The sequence below is a fragment of the Chryseobacterium sp. DZ-32 genome, assembly GCF_059587025.1.
In genome coordinates this window covers 315,796-332,420 of sequence record NZ_JCAIOM010000001.1, presented here as the reverse complement: position 1 = coordinate 332,420, position 16,625 = coordinate 315,796, and the positions used below count along the sequence as shown (strand labels likewise).

Sequence of the window (16,625 nt, the reverse complement as noted above, 5' to 3'; positions counted from 1 at the left end):
AAAAACCAATCCGCATGGATTGGTTTTTTGTTTTATTTAAAGTTGAATTTTACGGTTAGCATGACCTGGCTTGGGCGAAGCTGAATTTTCGTGTAAGAAGAACTATTTGTTGTTTGATTGATATTATAGGTTTCAAAGAATTTTCTGTTAGCAATATTCAACCATTTAATTTCAAAATCAATTTTCTTTTTAGACCATGAAAATTGGTAAGAAATATCATAGAACGCATTCTTATATTTATTACTTCCATCACTTGTATTCACCTGATCCCAATTGAATCCAATTGTATGGTCTTCTATAGGATAGAAATAAACTGCCAGATTGTGATTAAATCCTGTATTGACACCGAGCCTGCTCTGATTAGAACTCAAGCCTATATTATCTTGCTTGTTTCTTGATAAATTAAGTGTATAATCTACACTTGCCCAGCTAAAATAGGTATTATTGAACTTAAGTCCATAAGTCTGAGTATTGTTTTTGCTCAAATATTGAGTGTCATCCAAGAACGCATCACTTTTTGTCAATGTATTTCCATAGCTCACAGAAGCATTGGTCTTGAATTTTGGGAAGTATTTACCAACCTCAACATTAAATCTATTACTCTTTGAATGATTTTCTCTTTCAATGTATCGGATTAAAGTAGACCCCGTTGCTGCATCCAAAATTGGAGAAGAAAGCAAATTTCTTTTACTATCACTCAATGAATAATTAATATTAAAGAATAGATTGTTTAATGGATTTCTGTATTCAATTCTAGATCCTGCCATTTTTGACGTTATTTGAGGTATCGGGTTATTAGGATCCATTACATTAAATCCTCTAGGGCTTAATAACATGTAACCTGCATAAGCCGTTTGAATATCTCCAAAATTATTGCTGATGTTTCCATTCAAACTTGCTTTCCAGAATGAAGCAAATGAATACTGAATAAAAGCATTTGGAGTAAACGTTGTCTTATTTAGTGATTTTGAAACTCCTCTTAAATCATCTTCAGCTTTAATGCTATTGAAATTTGCTGGAAAATTTGCAAAAATACTCCAAGATTCAGATTTATAATTAACACCTAGCGAAGCAGAAGGAACAATTTCTGTAAATTTCAGGTTGTTTTCATAAATACCATCATTGAAATTTGGCGGTACATCATTCGGCACAGAAGGATTTTGAATTGCTTGCCCATCAAAGTTTGTATTTAGCTTATCTGTAGAGAAATCAAATCCCACCTGAGGAGTGAATGTCCATCCTTTTTTAGAAAAACTAATATTTGCTGAATGTGAGGTATCTAAAGTTTTTAGTCTGAACTGTTGTAGCGCTAAAGTGCCTGGTGCAAAATTTACAATGCCATATCTATCTTTTTCGTTAGGATCGTTCGGGTTTACCTTTGGAAGTTTGTATGGCAGCTGTAAATAACTTGCCGGATCTACTTTCAATGTCTGCTGATCATCCTGATAATTGATATATGATTTGAAATTCACCATCTTTTCTCCCCATGGAATAATAGTACTCAATGAGTTTTGGAAAGATGATGTTGGAGATTCCACTCCCTGATTTCCTGATCTTCCTGCTCTTTCAGCAAATGCTCTGTCTGCATTCCAGAACTGGCTGAAACTTGTGGTATTTTTAAAGAACCCTTTCTTAGCATTTTTGGTAAAGATCAATTCTCCCTTCAGTTTATCTGTATAAAAATTATTTCTGGTACTCATCACTACAGTAGACTGTTGTGGTCTTTCTTTAGTTGGAAAATAAGTTGTTTCATTATAATCCTCTCTTTCTACTGCGTTATTTGTATAATTTGCATTAAGCTTCAATTCCCATTCCTTCTTCTTATCAATATTTGTTAAATAGTTTGCAGACAAATAGTGAACGTTATTCATCAAATACCTTTTCACTGGTAAATTTGGTGTACTTGCATTTTCTACACTCAGCCAGTTATTTTGAGAAATATTACTTCTTCTTCCTTCCCATGAACTTCCAAACGCCAGAATATTCCCCTCATTTTCCACCTGTTCACCCATGTTGTTGGTTTTATAATTGACTACCCATTGGCTTTTCTGCCCGAAAAACATGGGAGTCAGTTTTACATTCCAAAGCCATGGATCTCCGAAACCGGTCCCTACTTCACCTCTACCTGTCATGGTTACAGAGTTTTTAAGCTTGATATTGATTGCTGCCTGGTCTGAAGGAACTTTATCCTGAAGTATTTTTACCGGCTGGTGGTTCTCCAGAACTTCTACTTTCTGTACTGCATCTTTAGGAAGAGAGTTGTTGATGGTTCCATAACCTCCTTCCATAAGGTCTTTTCCGTTGACGTAGAATTTATTGATGGCATTTCCCTGATAAAGAATTGTTCCGTCCTTGTTTACTTCAATTCCCGGAATCTTTTTCATTACATCAGCAAGTGTTCTGTCATTTTTACTGTTGAATGCTTTAAGATCGTAAGAAATGGTGTCACCTCTGGCGGTAATCATTTTGGTTTTCAGCTGTACTTCTTTAATTTCTGTGGCTTCAGACTGCATTTTAAAGTTTAGAGTCTGATCGCTGTTACTGATTTGCTTTGTAAGAGGTTTCTGATTGAATGCTTTCACTTTAAGATCCACATTGGATTCTCCGGAAGTGAAAGTTACTTTATATTCTCCCTTGGAATTTGTAATGGCGTAAGCAAGAATAGCATCTTTGCCGGGTTCTTCGATCGTCACACTGGCACTGGGTATTGCTACCCCATCATCATCGGTGATCTTTCCTGAAACCGTTTTCTGTGCAAAAGTAAGCACAGTAAAGAATAGCATCAGAAATAAAGAAATATTTTTTTTCATACTTATTATTTGCTCAATTAGTTAATGGTTATTGTTTTTTGTTACACTTTTTATAAAGATGAATTTTAATATTAAAGGTTAAATTAATATCACTACAAACATAGTGATATTTTTTAAACTTTTGAATTTTCGATGAAAAAAGAAATAATTAAAAAAACTCAAACTGTTTACTCATTTTTTTATGAATATCTATTTCATGGTAAGATAATCTTTGGCATAAATATTCTGCAAAAGAAGAGTGAAATTAATTTTTGATTTTGTGTAACATAATCTGAATAGATTTTGTCTTATTGAAGGCATAAACAACAATTTTAAAGGGAAGTAAGAAAATTGATATTCTTACTTATTCTAAATAGGAAAATCTGATTTGAATCATAGATTAAAAAAAAATTAAACTCTGGTACATATATATATATTTAATAATTTTGTAACATAAAATTTATAAAATGGGAATTATTTTAAAGCCTATAGATGTTGTAGAAGACATTTCTAAAGAAGATTTCTACGAAAAATATCTGAAGCCAAGAAGGCCCGTTGTCATCAGAAATATGGCAAAAAAGTGGCCTGCTTATCAAAAATGGACGATGGAATATATGAAGGAAGTTGTAGGAGATGTGGAGGTACCGCTATACGACAGCTCAAAGGCAGATCCTTCGGCTCCCATCAATGCATCTGCAGCAAAAATGAAGTTTGGAGATTATATAGATCTTATCCAGCGAGAGCCAACCGATCTTAGAATTTTTCTCTTCGACCCTATAAAATATGCCCCGAAACTTTTGGAAGATTATATTTCTCCTAAAGACCTAATGGGAGGATTCCTGGATAAGTATCCGAATATGTTCTTTGGTGGAAAAGGATCAGTGACATTCCTTCACTTTGACATTGATATGGCTCATATTTTCCATACTCACTTCAACGGAAGAAAACATATTCTTCTTTTTGATTACAAATGGAAAGAAAGACTGTATCAGATTCCGTACGCAACCTATGCCCTGGAAGATTATGATATTGAAAATCCTGACTTCACCAAGTTCCCTGCACTGGATGGTGTGGAAGGAATTGAGTGTTTCCTTGAACATGGAGATACCTTATTCATGCCTACCGGATGGTGGCATTGGATGAAGTATCTGGACGGAAGTTTCTCAATTTCTTTAAGAGCCTGGGACAAATCATGGGCTGTAAAAGCACATTCTCTATGGAATCTTACTGTACAGCGTAAATTTGACGATATTATGAAGTCTAATTTCAAAAAGAAATACATGGACTGGAAGGAGAAAATGGCGATTAAAAGAGCAGAAATAGCTTTGAAAAGAGGCTTACCTAGATAATTAAAAAAAGGCGTTTCCATGGAAACGCCTTTTTTAGTTTATTTACTTATTATCAATTAATTACAACACTCTGTAAACCGGATACTGCCTGAAAGTTTTCTCTTCAAAATAAGGAGAATGCCTGTAGATCCAATCCAGTTGTGCAGTTCCATCTTCGGACAGTTTTTTGTCAGACGCTTTCGCTGCTTCAAAGGCTTCTTTCAGCTTTTTATCTTTTTTCAGGAGTTCGGCAGCTGTATCTTCGAAAATATAAGCAGAATAGTATTCTTTCTGCGCCAGAATTCCATCGAAGAAATTCCAGTTGAAAAATGAATCTAATGCCTCAGGCTCAAGAGTTTCTATAATATATTTTACCCCTGGCTGATCGGTAGTAACTAGATAATCCCCTGCCGAAAACAGCAAACTTTTACGGGAAGCATCAACCGTCGTTTCAAAGTGCAGATAATGGCCTTCATAAGGATTTTTAACGGTTTTAAAATCTTTTATTTTATAGGACTCAACAGACAAAGTGCTGTCTTTCTGCAAGGGGCTCATCTGAATATTGTTTCTCTTCAATTCTTCAATTACACGATATTGTGATTGTGGAATGACATAATACTTCGGAATGGTAATATATCCCGTTGGAACAGCCGTTGTAAAAAGCTTTATACTTTTGGTAAATGGTTTATTTCTGTCATAATACAGCCTTGGTTTCCCTGAAATTTCACTAGGTTTATATTTTCCTTCGTAGCCCTTAAAATCCATCATAGAAAATTTTGTGGAGTCAATTTTCCAACGGATTCCATATTGTTTTCCGGCCTGATACTGTTTTAAATTTTCAATGCGGAGCTGCTTTATGGTATGATAATCTTTATCCAAATTCTGCAGGTTCACCAACATATATTTGTAGGTAGCATCTACCCTTTTATCATAAGGCTTCAACATATGGGTTTCCGGAACAGTTCCTAAGGAATTGAAAAGTGAAGTATATCCTGTAGAATATCTGGGAGAATCTTCAAATGAGGCAAATCCTACTTCCGGAACATCTCCGTGAATGTTGACATAAGGAGTACTTTCATAGCCCAGCTTCTTCATATCTTCAAGATTTTTAGCCTGATAATCATTGTAGAAGTAATTCCCCAGAGTATTGCCCAGACGTTCTTTAAAAGTAGAAATATAGGTGAATGTATATTGATAATCCGCTCCGTTGCTGACGTGATTATCAATAAAAACATCTGGTTTTAACCACTGGTAGATTTCCTGAAAGCTTCTGGCATTTTTGGAATCTGCCTTGATAAAATCTCTGTTCAGATCATAATTTCTTGCATTTCCCCTGAAACCGTACTGCTCCGGTCCATTCTGATTGGCTCTCGAGTAAGATCCTCTGTTGAGCATTCCACTGACATTGTAAGCGGAAATAGCAGCAATAATAAAGTTCTGCGGAGTTTTAATTTTTTTAGCCGCCAGATCTCTCATCAGCATCATGGTAGCATCTATTCCATCCGGCTCTCCCGGGTGAATTCCATTGTTGACAAAAAGAATGGCTTTGTTTTTTCTTAATTTTTCAAGGTCTTTTTCAGGAAAAGGATTATAAACCACTACATAAATGGGTTTTTCATTGTCATCTTCTCCCTTTTTAAGGTATTGAATGGTATTGAAATTTTTAGCCAGATTCTGGTAATAGCTATTCATTTCATCGTAGGTAACAGTTTGATTTCCGTTTCCTTTTTCAAAAGGGGTTTGAAATGATTTTTGAGCCAAAAACAAGGTAGAACTTAATGTGAATAAAAGATATTTCAGTTTCATTGAAGTCATATTTTCAGACTTTAAAATTAATCATCTTTTATGAGAAACGGGGATGTCTTGGCAGTCAAAATTGCAAAAGATTGAAAAGGTAAAGTTGTTTTGCAGATAAAAACCAAACGGGTTTTGAAAACCTGTTTGGTTTGTTCTCAACAGTATTAATTTCGCCCTTTTTCTTTTGGATATAAGAAAGGAAGCGGATCGCTTTGCCAGAATTCTTTGGAATCGATATCCATGATAGATAAAGATCCGGTATAAGCCGCTCCGGTGTCCATATTCCAGATATTGGCTTTGTTGGCCGGTACTGTAATTCCGATATCAAGAGTCGGTGTATGCCCTATAAATATTTCATTGTACAAAAGCAGTCTCTTAGGATAAAGCTCTGAGTTTTTCTGCAGTTTTTTATCCATCGCAACAGCCGTTTCCCAGAGGGTTCTGTCCCAGCGGTAATTACTGGAATATACTTCTCTTTCGGGGCCGTGCATGGAAGCATATCCGGCATGAATAAACAACCGGTTCTGATCGTCAATATGATAGTTTTTCATCCTTTGAAAAAATTCAAGGTGAAGATCCAGATCTTCCAGAAGATATTCTTTGTAGCTCTCAACAGTACTTTTTCCTCCGTTGAAAAGCCAAACATCAGGATTTTTGCCTGATGTTAACCAATCTTCGCACCATGCATCGTGGTTTCCTTTGATGAAAATACATTCCTGCTTTTTGGAGAGATCCATTAAAAAATGTATTATTTCAGAAGACTCACTCCATCCGTCTACATAATCTCCCAGGAAAATCAGCTGATCATTTGGCGTAACCTCGGCTCTTTCAAGAACCTGCCGTAAGGCTTTAAATCCTCCGTGAATGTCTCCAACCACTAATGTTCTGCTCATTTTACTTTGAAATATATTTTGCATCTACAAAATCTGTTAACCAAACCCCATTTGCAGACTGGTAGAAAGATAATCCTTCCTGATGCATGGTTCCGGTTCTGATCGTAAGAATCACAGGCTTGCCGTGTCTCATTCCAACCTTTGCAGCAGTCTCTTTATCAGCGCTTAAGTGTACATGCTGACGGCTTCTTTTTTCAATACCTTTTTCCATGATAAATCTGATATTAGCTTCAGCAGTTCCGTGATAAAGAAATTCCGGCGGCTGTATAGCTTCCAGCGCCAGATCAATATCAATAGAATGTCCCTGACTCGCCCTGATCTTCGTTTTATCTTCGTTCAAAGCAAAACGCTTTTTGTTGTTCGTTTCTACCACCTCATCCAATTCTTCGGAGGTAAAATATATTCTTTTCTTTGCTGATTTCTCCCGCAGTTCTTCTATATCTGCCCAACCGTTTTCATCGAGCGTAAGCCCAATGCTTTCAGGCTGATGCCGCAGGATCAGGCTTAAAAATTTACTTATTTTTTTCTTTTCTATTTCGTTCATGGATTGTGTTTTAATTCATTAATTTTTGGTGTAATTTCTCACACAATGCTTCAATATCATCCTTTCTCATCAGCTCAGAAATCCATTCTTGTGGAATATTTTCATATCCATAATAAATTCCGGCAATTCCTCCTGTGATAGCTCCCGTTGTATCGGTATCTTCCCCGAGATTGACGGCCTTCAAAACAGCTTCAGAATAGCTTTCTGAGTTTAAAAAACACCATAGAGAGGCTTCCAGGCTGTGAAGAACATAGCCGCCAGAATTTATTTCCTCCTCCTTCAAAGTATGTAAAGGAGCTAAATCATATTCCCCCACTTTTAGTTCTAAAATCCGGTGGAATTTATCCATTTCATTTTGTGAACAAATTGGATTATGATCCAGAAATTCCCGAACTGTTTTCTGCATCGTCCTATATGCTTCCCATCTATCTTTTCCTTTTAAAATTTCTAAAGCAAATTCCAAATAAATAAAACAGGCTAAAATTGAACGGATATGTCTGTGTGTGATAGAGGAAACATCTTTTATAATCTCAAAGCGTTTCTGAATGGTCAAATCCTTGATATAAAATAATAATGGCATAATCCTCATTAAAGAACCGTTTCCATTATCGAACTCCGAATTTCCGCCACATAAAGTAGGAGAAACACCTTTTCCAATTCTATAAATTGCCTGTGAAGTTGCAATACCTATGTCGAAAACCCTTCCGTGAGGAGTCCATATTTCTGCATTGTACCATTGTAAAAATTTCAATGCAATATCTTCGAGATCATATCCATTACATAAACTATCTGCAAGACACAATGTCAAAGAACTATCGTCACTCCATGTGCCTGCAGGCTGGTGGTGAGTTCCCAAAGCACGCATTTTAGTAACGGGAGATCGCTTAAGCTGTTCTCTACTTCTAAATTCCACCGGAACACCAAGGGCATCTCCAATACAAACGCCTATAATTCCTGCTTTTACTTTATTTTTCATCAGGCTAAATTGACTAATTTATCAAATAATAATTTCATTCCCTGAGTAGCAGTTTCTTTCATTACAACAGCTCTCTGTCCGTATCCGAACCCCGTTTCATTAGGATTGATGACAATTAAAAGGCAGTCATCTTTGATATCATGAATCAGTCCTGCTGCGGGATATACCTGCAGAGAAGTCCCGATAACCAGCAGAATATCCGATTCTTTTACGATTTCTCTTGCCGTTTGATATAAAGGAACATCTTCTCCGAACCAAACGATAAAAGGTCTTAATTGCGCTCCATCTTCAGCTTTATCACCAATTTTAATATCCTCTTTTTGTTCATAAATCAGGTTTTTATTGTTGCATGAGCATGATTTGAACAGTTCTCCGTGAATATGAAGAATCTTAGTAGATCCTGCTCTTTCGTGAAGGTCATCAATATTCTGGGTAATGATCTGAACATCAAAATATTTTTCCAGCTCCGCCAGTAATTGATGCGCTTCGTTAGGTTGTACTTCATGCAGCTGGCGTCTTCTCTGATTGTAAAATTCCAGAACCAAAGCTCTGTCTTTTTTCCAGCCTTCCGGACTTGCTACATCCGTTACATTATGATTTTCCCAGAGACCGTCTCCGTCTCTGAAGGTTTTTATTCCGCTTTCGGCACTGATTCCTGCACCGCTTAATATGGTTAGTTTTTTCATGGGTTTAATCTAAAAGTTTTTGGTAAATTATCTCATTTTCATCATCAAAACAAACAAATATAACTTTCTCAATGATATCCGATTTAAAATTTCTGACCGCATCTACAGCAATTTTTCCAGCCAGTTCTTTTGGAAACCTATAAACTCCCGTACTGATATTAGGAAAAGCAATGGTTTTCACACCAAGGCTTTCTGCCAAATTCAAAGAATTATGATAACAGTTTGCCAGAAGAATGGATTCCTTTTCTTCGTGACCGTTCCAAACTGGTCCTACTGTATGAATAACATATTTTGCAGGGAGATTTCCTGCATTTGTTACTACCGCTTCTCCCGTTTTGCATTTTCCTTGTCTATTTCTGATCGCAACACATTCTTCCAATATCTGAGATCCTCCCACTCTGTGAATAGCTCCATCTACACCGCCTCCCCCAAGTAAGGATGAATTGGCTGCGTTGACAATAGCATCGGCCTTGATTTTTGTGATGTCTCCTTTTATTAATTCAATTTTCATTGTATTTCTTCAAATGGTTTCACCATATCTTCTTTCTTGGTAAGCACTGCGAAAACCACTCTTTTAAATTTATTTTTATATTTTCCCTGAAGATATTTCCCGAATAATCCTGCAATTTCTTTTGGATCATTTTTGAAGACACCGCATCCCCAGGCTCCTAAAATCAGAACTTCATTTCCTTGTTGTAAAGCCAGTGAAAGCATTTTATCCATTCTAAGATCCATTGCATCAAGAATTTCATGTGCTCTTTCCGGTTCCTGACGTTTTACCACCCCTGTATTGACTGCCGGAGACGTGATGAAATTACACAGAACAGGCTTAGGAAGCAACTCTCCCTTATCTTTCCTGAAAACAGGAACTTTAGGACTGTAAATCATTGTATCGGTATAAAAACAGGATTCCATTGCACGATGAATTGTGTAATAATCAAATGCCTGAAGTAAGCTTTCATACAGTCCGGAAGTTCTTGCCAGACTTTCTTCCTGTGCTTCTGCTCCATTGATAAATCCTCCACCCGGATTTTTTGCTGATGCAAAATTCAGACACATAATCTTCTCCTGATTTTCTTCTTCGGCTAATTGTAAAATTGCTTTTAAAGAACTGCACTTCCAGGTTTCAATTTTTGTTTCAAAACTGATTTCCGGCAATGGAGATTCTTTCATTTCAGAAAGCTGCTCCGGAGTGAAAAGAGAGGTTTCTTTTTTACTGATTTCCAGCTCGTTTTCTATATTTATTTTTTCGTTATGTTCGTTAATATAATATTTTTTAGCTAAGATATCCAAAGTATCTTTTGCCATTCCTTTATTAGTCATAGTTAGTTTTTTATGTTGATCATCAAATCTTCCAACTCAGCACTTGCAGCCTTCTTAAAGTCATCTCCTATAAATACTTTGATTACTTTGATATCTCCTACAATTGCCTTATTAAAGCTGTTAAGATCTTCGGAAGGAACCCATAGTTCATTATGGTTTCTTGCTCCTACATTCTGAGCAGGATATTGAGCTGCTGCTTCTTCCAGTACATCAAACCGGGTTACGAAACCAAGATAGTTTCCGGCTTCATCTCTGGTATTCCATTTTTCTGCAATCTCTGAAGCATATTCTTCATTAAGAACTGGGTAAAAAATGGGCTGCCATTCCAGTCTTGGAGGAAATTTTTTAAATCCGCTTTCCATAATCAATATCATTTCTTTTTCTCCTACCGGTCTGTATAATGTTGTTGTTTTCATGACGTTCGTTATTTAGTTATACTGTGGCTCCAATTCTGTAAGCCAGCTCTTTTGACAGAGGATAATTTTTTTCTACCGGCAGCAGTTTCTTTGCCTTGTCGAATTCTCCCGACTTGGTAAGATTAAGAATCTTTTTAACCAAAGGAGAATAATCTTCGATTTTTACAATCCATTCTTCATTGAACTCTTCAATCAATGAGCGGCTGATTCCTACCTGAATAGAGCGGTAATTCAGTTTTGTTCCTTTAATATTCCTTTCAGGATCCCATTGCACATATATTCCGGCATTTTCAAAATCTTTTTCCCATTTTCGGGGATCGGGATAAACCCTTTTTTCAGGTGAAGTAAGAATTGCTTTGCTTAAGGCTTTCTCCCAGGCTTCTCTTTTAATATGTATAGCCAGGGTACATTCCTGATTGGGTTTCTGTCCATAGTTGCTGCGTTCCATCATCCAAAGAAAAGAAGGCTTTATCCAGGTCATCCTGTTGAATGAAAAAGGAGCTGTAAATTTCTGATTCTCTACGGCTGGTTTTGCAATTGCTTTATTATAGGCCTGATAGACGATCAGCGTGTCATTTTTATAATCTGCTCTTATTTCAAATTCTTTCATTGTTGGTTAATTTATTAAAAATCATACACATATACCTCCACATTCTTTACAAGCAATGTTCTTTCGATTATAGGTTCAATTTCTTCCCATTTTCCTCCTGCCAGTCCACATCCGATTCTTGGCATGTGAACGCTTGCATTCAGCAGCAAAGCTTCATTGGAAAGTTTTCCCAGAGCTTTTTCAATGGCATCATACCGAACAGGGACACCATTGCTTCCGGTTTTTATTCCTTTTTGCCCGATTATATTGGCTACAAAAATGTATTTTTCAACCTGAACCAATTGAATTTCTCCTAAAGCAAAATTATTTTTACTTCTGAAACGGTGCCAGTTTCTATATTCTTTTTCCGGCTCTTCCCATCTCTTGGAAACTGCCAGTACAAAACCTTTTCCCCAGCCTCCGATATCATTGCAGATATGGGCGATGATTTTTGTTCCTTTGGCCTGTGGGACCGTAGCATCCCCTTTTAAATATTGTATCGTTTTCATGGTTATTTTCTTTTATTCTCTATCATTTCCTCCTCTCCAAATAAAATTAACATTTTTAACTGCTGAATTTAAAAAATCCGTTTAAAATCTTTAGAATAAGGAGAATAGGATCCATAGACAACATCAAATTCCTCATCAAGATTTTCTACTTTAAATTCCTCATCAATCTGATCCAAACAAGTAATGACAAGATTTTTTTTAACCGGAAATGCATAAGCTCCATCCAGTTTTAAGGCATAATTCAGCAGTTTGTAATCTATTTCTCCGGTTCTTAGCTCCTTTTGATATTCATTGAATATACAGGTTTCTTCTTCATTGTTTTTCAGATTCATTTCTTTTTCATTGCTCATCCAGCCGTTTCCATGACGGGTTGCATAACTTCTGGTCACATAATACATTTCAATATCTTCAATCTTTAAAAGCTTACAAATCTCACAGGCATTTTTTGAAGTCGTATGTGCATAAGTCACATTGGGAAAAACGCCATGGTCCATATCGAGTAAAATACCCTGACTTCCTTCAAAAATAAGGTGATCGAAGTTAGCCAGATAGTTATAGTCACTTATTTTCCAATCCATACTGTCAATAGCATCCAGAAAAGGCTGTAAAAGTTCACTAATTTCGTTTTCATCTATAAAGCCATAATAATAGGCAATTCCTTTCAGCTTTTCCATCAGCATCTCTCTGGGCGCAATCAGGTCTGCAGCAAATAGTTTATAAGGGCTTTCGTGCCTTTTCATCGTGGCTCCTACTCCTTTTCCGCAGGTTCCGTGTTCCAGATTACGGGCACTTGTTCTGTTCTGCCATACATCAAAAGGAGTGGTAACTTTTGCCAATGGATGAATATGGAGCTCAATGTTTCCGTTCTTTGCTTTTAATTCTTCTCTTTCATTAAGTAGAAAAACGGGATGAATCGTACAATGCCCGGTAAAATATGAAGGCAAACCACGAAGTGCGCCGCTTGCAAAGCTTGAATGCACATGCTTTCTTTCATCAATCATTACAGTATGAGCAGCCTGCTGACCTCCTGAAAATCTGATCACAACAGCCTCCGGATTCTGAGAAGCCAGAAAATCTGTGGTAATTCCTTTTCCTTCATCACCAAAACCAAGTCCTATTACGATTTGCGCCTTTTTCATCTCTTTTTATTTTTTAAACCTTAATCACCACTTTATCAATTTACTACTGGTATTCAGAAAATTCTAAAGCATCTGAAACTGATCCAACCCTCCTGTTCCTGGTGTCCCAAAGGTTTGATCTTTAAATTTATCACAGATAATGTTTTTAATAACATTCGGAATTTCTCTGTGATCTGCTATGGAAATACAGTTTTGTCCTAATAATTCTTTCCAGCCTCTGTCTGCTCTCAGTGCCTGATCCGAATGTAAAACACTGATGTGGTATACTTCGTATCTTTTCTGTGCTTCTTCCAGCAATTCAAAATGAGTATAGGTTTGCTGCCCTTTTCCCATAATTTCCCTGATGGCGGAAGCAGGAAGTGTTTTTAAACAAGGCTCATCCCCTACGGTAAACAGCAGTCCTTTTTGTTTTCTCTTTTCAAAGGCATCTGTTCTTGTGTGAAATGCTGCAAAATACCATGCTAAAAGATAACTTTCACCTGCATTTCCACCTCCTCCGGATTCAATATAGGTTCGGGTAAGCCACATATCCAGTTCTGCATCTCCTGATTCGAACTGTCCCACCTGTAGCGGATAACCATCACATTCATGATCTCCGATTCCAAGGAACAATAAGGCCGGATCGGGAACGCCTCCCTGGATGATTCCGCCCATGAGTTTCGGTAATCCATCTCTGATCAACTCGTGCGGGATATGTCCCATGCTTCCGGTAACATCCAGTCCTAAAATGATCGGAACTGACTGAGGGTGAACTTCTGAATCTCTGGATTCCCTGAAAGAAACTCCATGAGGATTCATCGATTCGTGAGCCATTCTTTTGGCATTCTGGGTGAAAATTTCCCCTGCTGATTTTGTTCCGTAACCTGCTTTGCTTGCTCTGTCATAACGAGCGTCTAAATCGTATCTTGTACTTCCCATGACTATAATTTTTTTCCAAATAAATATTCAAATCTCTTTTGGGTAACTTCGAGCTGAATATTCAGATTTCTGATTGTTAATGATAATTCCATGTCTTTCTGAACGAATGCTTCGGGATTGAAATCCGCAAAAGTCAGACTGTTTCTGTCTAAAGGACTGATATCAATAAGCCCTTCCTGTTCACGCCCGAGTCTTTTAATTTTTAATTCGATATCTTCGACTCTGCGCCTGTAAATCAGTTCGGAATCTGCTCCGATGATTTTTGCACGGTCTTCTCTGATCTGATCATTATTTCTTTGTAATGATTCGATAAATCTGGGTTTTAATTCATCTTCCATGATCAAATATTTTTATTTGTGTTAAAATTACGCTAATTAAACAAGACATAGCAATGCCTTTCTCCGATCCTGTTGACTTATACTATTGAATACATTATATCTGTTCTCAAAACATATTTCAAGCCACTGATCAGTGTTTTTCCTTCGTGTCTTAAAGGGTGGTGAAAAACAAGAGCGGTTCCTTTCTTCGGAGCTACTGTAAACAGGTTTTCAAATTCTGTTTCTCCTCCTTCAAAATCATCATTCAGATAGATCATAAAAGTGTAGAAACTTTTCTCCTTTTCATTTCGGATATAACTTCCATCTCTGTGCATTTTGAACTGCTGTCCGGGAGCATATTTATAAACCCTGAGCATTTCATTAAAGTTAAAAAGTTGATATCCACCACATTCCTGAGGCAGAAACTCTACAGCCTTATTAAAAAGCTCTTCAGCAATTGCAGTATCAAAAATCATCAGTCGGTCATTATTTCTGATTCCTTTATTCATCTGCTGGCGTCCGAATACATTGATTTTTGCTTCTTCAAATACTTTGTCCTGGGCAAGAGCGATATATTGATCGCATTCAGTTTCGGTTAGAAAATCTTCAATGAGAAATATGTCCGGGTGCAGTTCTATTTTTTCCATCATTACTATTTTGTGTCTGGTTTGTGTTATTATCTTCTTAATTCATCTCTTACTTCCATCAAGGCAAATCCTAAAAGGTTTTCTCCGTTCCATAATAAAGGGTTTTCAGCTCTGTTATCTGTTTCCAGCATCCCGATTCCCCAGATTCTATCATAAGGGCTTGCCTCCACTAAAACTTTGTCTCCGGTTGATAAAAGAAAGTCTTTAAATTTCTGATTTTGAGAGAATTTCAAAAGATTTCCCTGAGTTACAATCTGATATTTATGTTCATCCCACTGTTTCGGATCAAAGTTTTTTACTTTTCTACCCAGAGCTTTTGCCTGATTCGGAGTAGCGGCTTTTAAAATTTCCTTTTCCATTTCAGCATCATTAAATAATCTTGCTTTTGCAGCCATCATATAATGTTCTGCTGTTCTATAGGTAATTCCGTTTTCTTCAAAACTTCCTGGAGACCATTGGCTTAAACATGATTTGGTAACAATATCTGTTGCCGTGTGTCCCCAGAAAAAGAGATATTTTATCTTTTCCTTTTTTTGAAAGCGTTCTATAATATTTTGTAAGGTATATTTCATGATTGCGTTATTTTGACACAAATTTAAAAGAATATCAGCCTTTACACCAAATTTATTTGTGTTAATTTTACGCTAATAAATATAATTAATTGATTTCCAGCAATAAAAAATTAATCTTAACAAACACGAATAACACAAATTTTAATCACAAATGACACAAATTTGATAGGTTTCAGCTAAAACTGGTGGAATTTGATCTTAAAAATTGTTATTATATCAATGTCATTCTAAACACAGACTGAAGGTCTGCGAACGTAGTTCAACAGTGTGTGAAGAACCTAATCAATTACGAGATTCTTCCTCCGTCAGAATGACAGAAGACCGATAATACAATCCGGAGTTAGATATTTCCTATTGAATGTCTTAATACTGTATAATGTGCATTCCGAAAATGCCTGTAAATATTAATGAATATTTGTGCAAGACATTTGTGAAATTTGTGTTTAAAACAAACTATTTGATTTCAAAATAAAAGCCCTGCTCTTCCAGCTCTTTATATTTTTCTTTATTGAAAGTAAAAAGTTTCCCGGGTCTGCCGCTGCCTTCTTTTTTAACGTTATTGGTTTCGTTCAGGAGTCCGTAGCTCATGATTTTCTTGCGGAAGTTTCTTCTGTCAATTTCTTGTCCGACAATGGTTTTATAAAGATTTTCAAGATCTGAAAAAGGGAATTCTTCATTGAGAAGATTGAAGCCGATTGGCTGGTATTGAATTTTTGTGCGAAGTCTTTTTAATGCTGTCTCAATAATGGTTTTGTGATCAAATGCTACTGATGGAAGTTTATTAATACTAAACCATTGTGCGTCATCGGCATCTGAATCGGCAAACAGTTCATGATAAGATGGGTTTACAAGCCCCAAATAAGCCACAGAAACCACTCTGTTTCTCGGATCGCGGCCCAGATTACCAAAAGTATACAGTTGTTCCAAAAAATCGGGCTTTATACCGGCTTCTTCATACAATTCTCTTTTTACCGCATCATCTACACTTTCATCATCAAGAACAAGCCCTCCCGGAAGTGCCCAGCCTCCTTTAAAAGGTTCAATATTTCTTTTAATCAGAAGGATCTGAAGATCTTTTTTATCAAAATATCCGAAAATAACGGCATCTACAGCCACTTTTATATCCTGTAATTTTTTTGGAGACTCCATAAATTGATTTGCGTTATGAATACACAAAGTTAC

General features: G+C 36.5%; 18 protein-coding genes. 1 reads left to right on the top strand and 17 read right to left on the bottom strand.

Features of this window, described 5'->3' with window-relative positions:
* Window positions 1-32: 32 nt before the first annotated feature.
* Entirely contained in the window at window positions 33-2,810 is a 2,778-nt protein-coding gene (locus AC59HC_RS01555) for a carboxypeptidase-like regulatory domain-containing protein (protein ID WP_496557879.1), read from the bottom strand.
* Between the two features lie 446 nt (window positions 2,811-3,256).
* Between AC59HC_RS01555 and AC59HC_RS01550 the strand changes: the two genes are divergently transcribed.
* The gene (locus tag AC59HC_RS01550; RefSeq protein WP_110008924.1) at window positions 3,257-4,138 is read left to right on the top strand and encodes a cupin-like domain-containing protein; all 882 of its coding nucleotides are present in this window, start codon (window positions 3,257-3,259) and stop codon (window positions 4,136-4,138) included.
* 60 nt (window positions 4,139-4,198) lie between these two features.
* Here the strand turns inward: AC59HC_RS01550 and AC59HC_RS01545 are convergent, their stop codons facing one another.
* The 16 genes from AC59HC_RS01545 to AC59HC_RS01470 all read right to left on the bottom strand — a co-directional run bounded on the left by AC59HC_RS01545 (window position 4,199) and on the right by AC59HC_RS01470 (window position 16,592).
* Window positions 4,199-5,923 carry a M14 family metallopeptidase gene (locus AC59HC_RS01545; RefSeq protein WP_496557878.1) on the bottom strand — a complete coding sequence of 575 codons (1,725 nt, stop codon included), beginning with the start codon at window positions 5,921-5,923 and terminating at the stop codon, window positions 4,199-4,201.
* Window positions 5,924-6,078: 155 nt separating this feature from the next.
* On the bottom strand, window positions 6,079-6,807 hold the full coding sequence (locus AC59HC_RS01540) for a metallophosphoesterase family protein (protein ID WP_202842228.1): 729 nt from the start codon (window positions 6,805-6,807) through the stop codon (window positions 6,079-6,081).
* 1 nt (window position 6,808) lies between these two features.
* Window positions 6,809-7,351 carry an RNA 2'-phosphotransferase gene (locus AC59HC_RS01535; protein ID WP_496557877.1) on the bottom strand — a complete coding sequence of 181 codons (543 nt, stop codon included), beginning with the start codon at window positions 7,349-7,351 and terminating at the stop codon, window positions 6,809-6,811.
* A gap of 10 nt (window positions 7,352-7,361) precedes the next feature.
* Entirely contained in the window at window positions 7,362-8,327 is a 966-nt protein-coding gene (locus AC59HC_RS01530) for an ADP-ribosylglycohydrolase family protein (protein ID WP_496557876.1), read from the bottom strand.
* A complete protein-coding gene (locus tag AC59HC_RS01525) occupies window positions 8,327-9,013 on the bottom strand; it encodes an SIR2 family NAD-dependent protein deacylase (RefSeq protein WP_496557875.1) in 687 nt (228 codons plus the stop codon). The genes AC59HC_RS01530 and AC59HC_RS01525 overlap by 1 nt, the downstream gene beginning before the upstream one ends.
* Window positions 9,014-9,017: 4 nt before the next feature.
* Window positions 9,018-9,524, bottom strand: a complete 507-nt coding sequence (locus tag AC59HC_RS01520) for an O-acetyl-ADP-ribose deacetylase (protein ID WP_496557874.1) — start codon at window positions 9,522-9,524, stop codon at window positions 9,018-9,020.
* A complete protein-coding gene (locus tag AC59HC_RS01515; protein ID WP_496557873.1) occupies window positions 9,521-10,336 on the bottom strand; it encodes a TIGR02452 family protein in 816 nt (271 codons plus the stop codon). The genes AC59HC_RS01520 and AC59HC_RS01515 overlap by 4 nt, the downstream gene beginning before the upstream one ends.
* A gap of 2 nt (window positions 10,337-10,338) precedes the next feature.
* Window positions 10,339-10,752, bottom strand: a complete 414-nt coding sequence (locus AC59HC_RS01510; RefSeq protein ID WP_496557872.1) for an ADP-ribosylation/crystallin J1 — start codon at window positions 10,750-10,752, stop codon at window positions 10,339-10,341.
* A gap of 16 nt (window positions 10,753-10,768) precedes the next feature.
* On the bottom strand, window positions 10,769-11,362 hold the full coding sequence (locus AC59HC_RS01505) for a DUF4291 domain-containing protein (protein ID WP_496557871.1): 594 nt from the start codon (window positions 11,360-11,362) through the stop codon (window positions 10,769-10,771).
* A 14-nt stretch (window positions 11,363-11,376) separates the two neighbouring features.
* Window positions 11,377-11,850 carry a macro domain-containing protein gene (locus tag AC59HC_RS01500; protein WP_496557870.1) on the bottom strand — a complete coding sequence of 158 codons (474 nt, stop codon included), beginning with the start codon at window positions 11,848-11,850 and terminating at the stop codon, window positions 11,377-11,379.
* A gap of 68 nt (window positions 11,851-11,918) precedes the next feature.
* Entirely contained in the window at window positions 11,919-12,989 is a 1,071-nt protein-coding gene (locus AC59HC_RS01495; RefSeq protein WP_395972061.1) for an adenylosuccinate synthetase, read from the bottom strand.
* A 63-nt stretch (window positions 12,990-13,052) separates the two neighbouring features.
* Window positions 13,053-13,907 carry a hypothetical protein gene (locus AC59HC_RS01490; protein WP_395972062.1) on the bottom strand — a complete coding sequence of 285 codons (855 nt, stop codon included), beginning with the start codon at window positions 13,905-13,907 and terminating at the stop codon, window positions 13,053-13,055.
* Between the two features lie 2 nt (window positions 13,908-13,909).
* Window positions 13,910-14,245: a hypothetical protein gene (locus tag AC59HC_RS01485; RefSeq protein WP_202842205.1), complete on the bottom strand. Its 336-nt coding sequence runs from the start codon at window positions 14,243-14,245 to the stop codon at window positions 13,910-13,912.
* A gap of 77 nt (window positions 14,246-14,322) precedes the next feature.
* The gene (locus tag AC59HC_RS01480; RefSeq protein ID WP_343642659.1) at window positions 14,323-14,874 is read right to left on the bottom strand and encodes a prolyl hydroxylase family protein; all 552 of its coding nucleotides are present in this window, start codon (window positions 14,872-14,874) and stop codon (window positions 14,323-14,325) included.
* Window positions 14,875-14,900: 26 nt separating this feature from the next.
* A complete protein-coding gene (gene ybiA / locus AC59HC_RS01475; RefSeq protein ID WP_496557869.1) occupies window positions 14,901-15,443 on the bottom strand; it encodes a riboflavin biosynthesis intermediates N-glycosidase in 543 nt (180 codons plus the stop codon).
* A 453-nt stretch (window positions 15,444-15,896) separates the two neighbouring features.
* A complete protein-coding gene (locus AC59HC_RS01470) occupies window positions 15,897-16,592 on the bottom strand; it encodes an NUDIX hydrolase (RefSeq protein ID WP_110008940.1) in 696 nt (231 codons plus the stop codon).
* Window positions 16,593-16,625: the final 33 nt, after the last annotated feature.

Excerpts from the sequence above, each read along its gene's own strand:
- AC59HC_RS01555 (WP_496557879.1), bottom strand. The coding sequence starts at position 2,810 with ATGAAAAAAAATATTTCTTTATTTCTGATGCTATTCTTTACTGTGCTT.
- AC59HC_RS01550 (WP_110008924.1), top strand. The coding sequence starts at position 3,257 with ATGGGAATTATTTTAAAGCCTATAGATGTTGTAGAAGACATTTCTAAA.
- AC59HC_RS01545 (WP_496557878.1), bottom strand. The coding sequence starts at position 5,923 with ATGAAACTGAAATATCTTTTATTCACATTAAGTTCTACCTTGTTTTTG.
- AC59HC_RS01540 (WP_202842228.1), bottom strand. The coding sequence starts at position 6,807 with ATGAGCAGAACATTAGTGGTTGGAGACATTCACGGAGGATTTAAAGCC.
- AC59HC_RS01535 (WP_496557877.1), bottom strand. The coding sequence starts at position 7,351 with ATGAACGAAATAGAAAAGAAAAAAATAAGTAAATTTTTAAGCCTGATC.
- AC59HC_RS01530 (WP_496557876.1), bottom strand. The coding sequence starts at position 8,327 with ATGAAAAATAAAGTAAAAGCAGGAATTATAGGCGTTTGTATTGGAGAT.
- AC59HC_RS01525 (WP_496557875.1), bottom strand. The coding sequence starts at position 9,013 with ATGAAAAAACTAACCATATTAAGCGGTGCAGGAATCAGTGCCGAAAGC.
- AC59HC_RS01520 (WP_496557874.1), bottom strand. The coding sequence starts at position 9,524 with ATGAAAATTGAATTAATAAAAGGAGACATCACAAAAATCAAGGCCGAT.
- AC59HC_RS01515 (WP_496557873.1), bottom strand. The coding sequence starts at position 10,336 with ATGACTAATAAAGGAATGGCAAAAGATACTTTGGATATCTTAGCTAAA.
- AC59HC_RS01510 (WP_496557872.1), bottom strand. The coding sequence starts at position 10,752 with ATGAAAACAACAACATTATACAGACCGGTAGGAGAAAAAGAAATGATA.
- AC59HC_RS01505 (WP_496557871.1), bottom strand. The coding sequence starts at position 11,362 with ATGAAAGAATTTGAAATAAGAGCAGATTATAAAAATGACACGCTGATC.
- AC59HC_RS01500 (WP_496557870.1), bottom strand. The coding sequence starts at position 11,850 with ATGAAAACGATACAATATTTAAAAGGGGATGCTACGGTCCCACAGGCC.
- AC59HC_RS01495 (WP_395972061.1), bottom strand. The coding sequence starts at position 12,989 with ATGAAAAAGGCGCAAATCGTAATAGGACTTGGTTTTGGTGATGAAGGA.
- AC59HC_RS01490 (WP_395972062.1), bottom strand. The coding sequence starts at position 13,907 with ATGGGAAGTACAAGATACGATTTAGACGCTCGTTATGACAGAGCAAGC.
- AC59HC_RS01485 (WP_202842205.1), bottom strand. The coding sequence starts at position 14,245 with ATGGAAGATGAATTAAAACCCAGATTTATCGAATCATTACAAAGAAAT.
- AC59HC_RS01480 (WP_343642659.1), bottom strand. The coding sequence starts at position 14,874 with ATGATGGAAAAAATAGAACTGCACCCGGACATATTTCTCATTGAAGAT.
- ybiA (WP_496557869.1), bottom strand. The coding sequence starts at position 15,443 with ATGAAATATACCTTACAAAATATTATAGAACGCTTTCAAAAAAAGGAA.
- AC59HC_RS01470 (WP_110008940.1), bottom strand. The coding sequence starts at position 16,592 with ATGGAGTCTCCAAAAAAATTACAGGATATAAAAGTGGCTGTAGATGCC.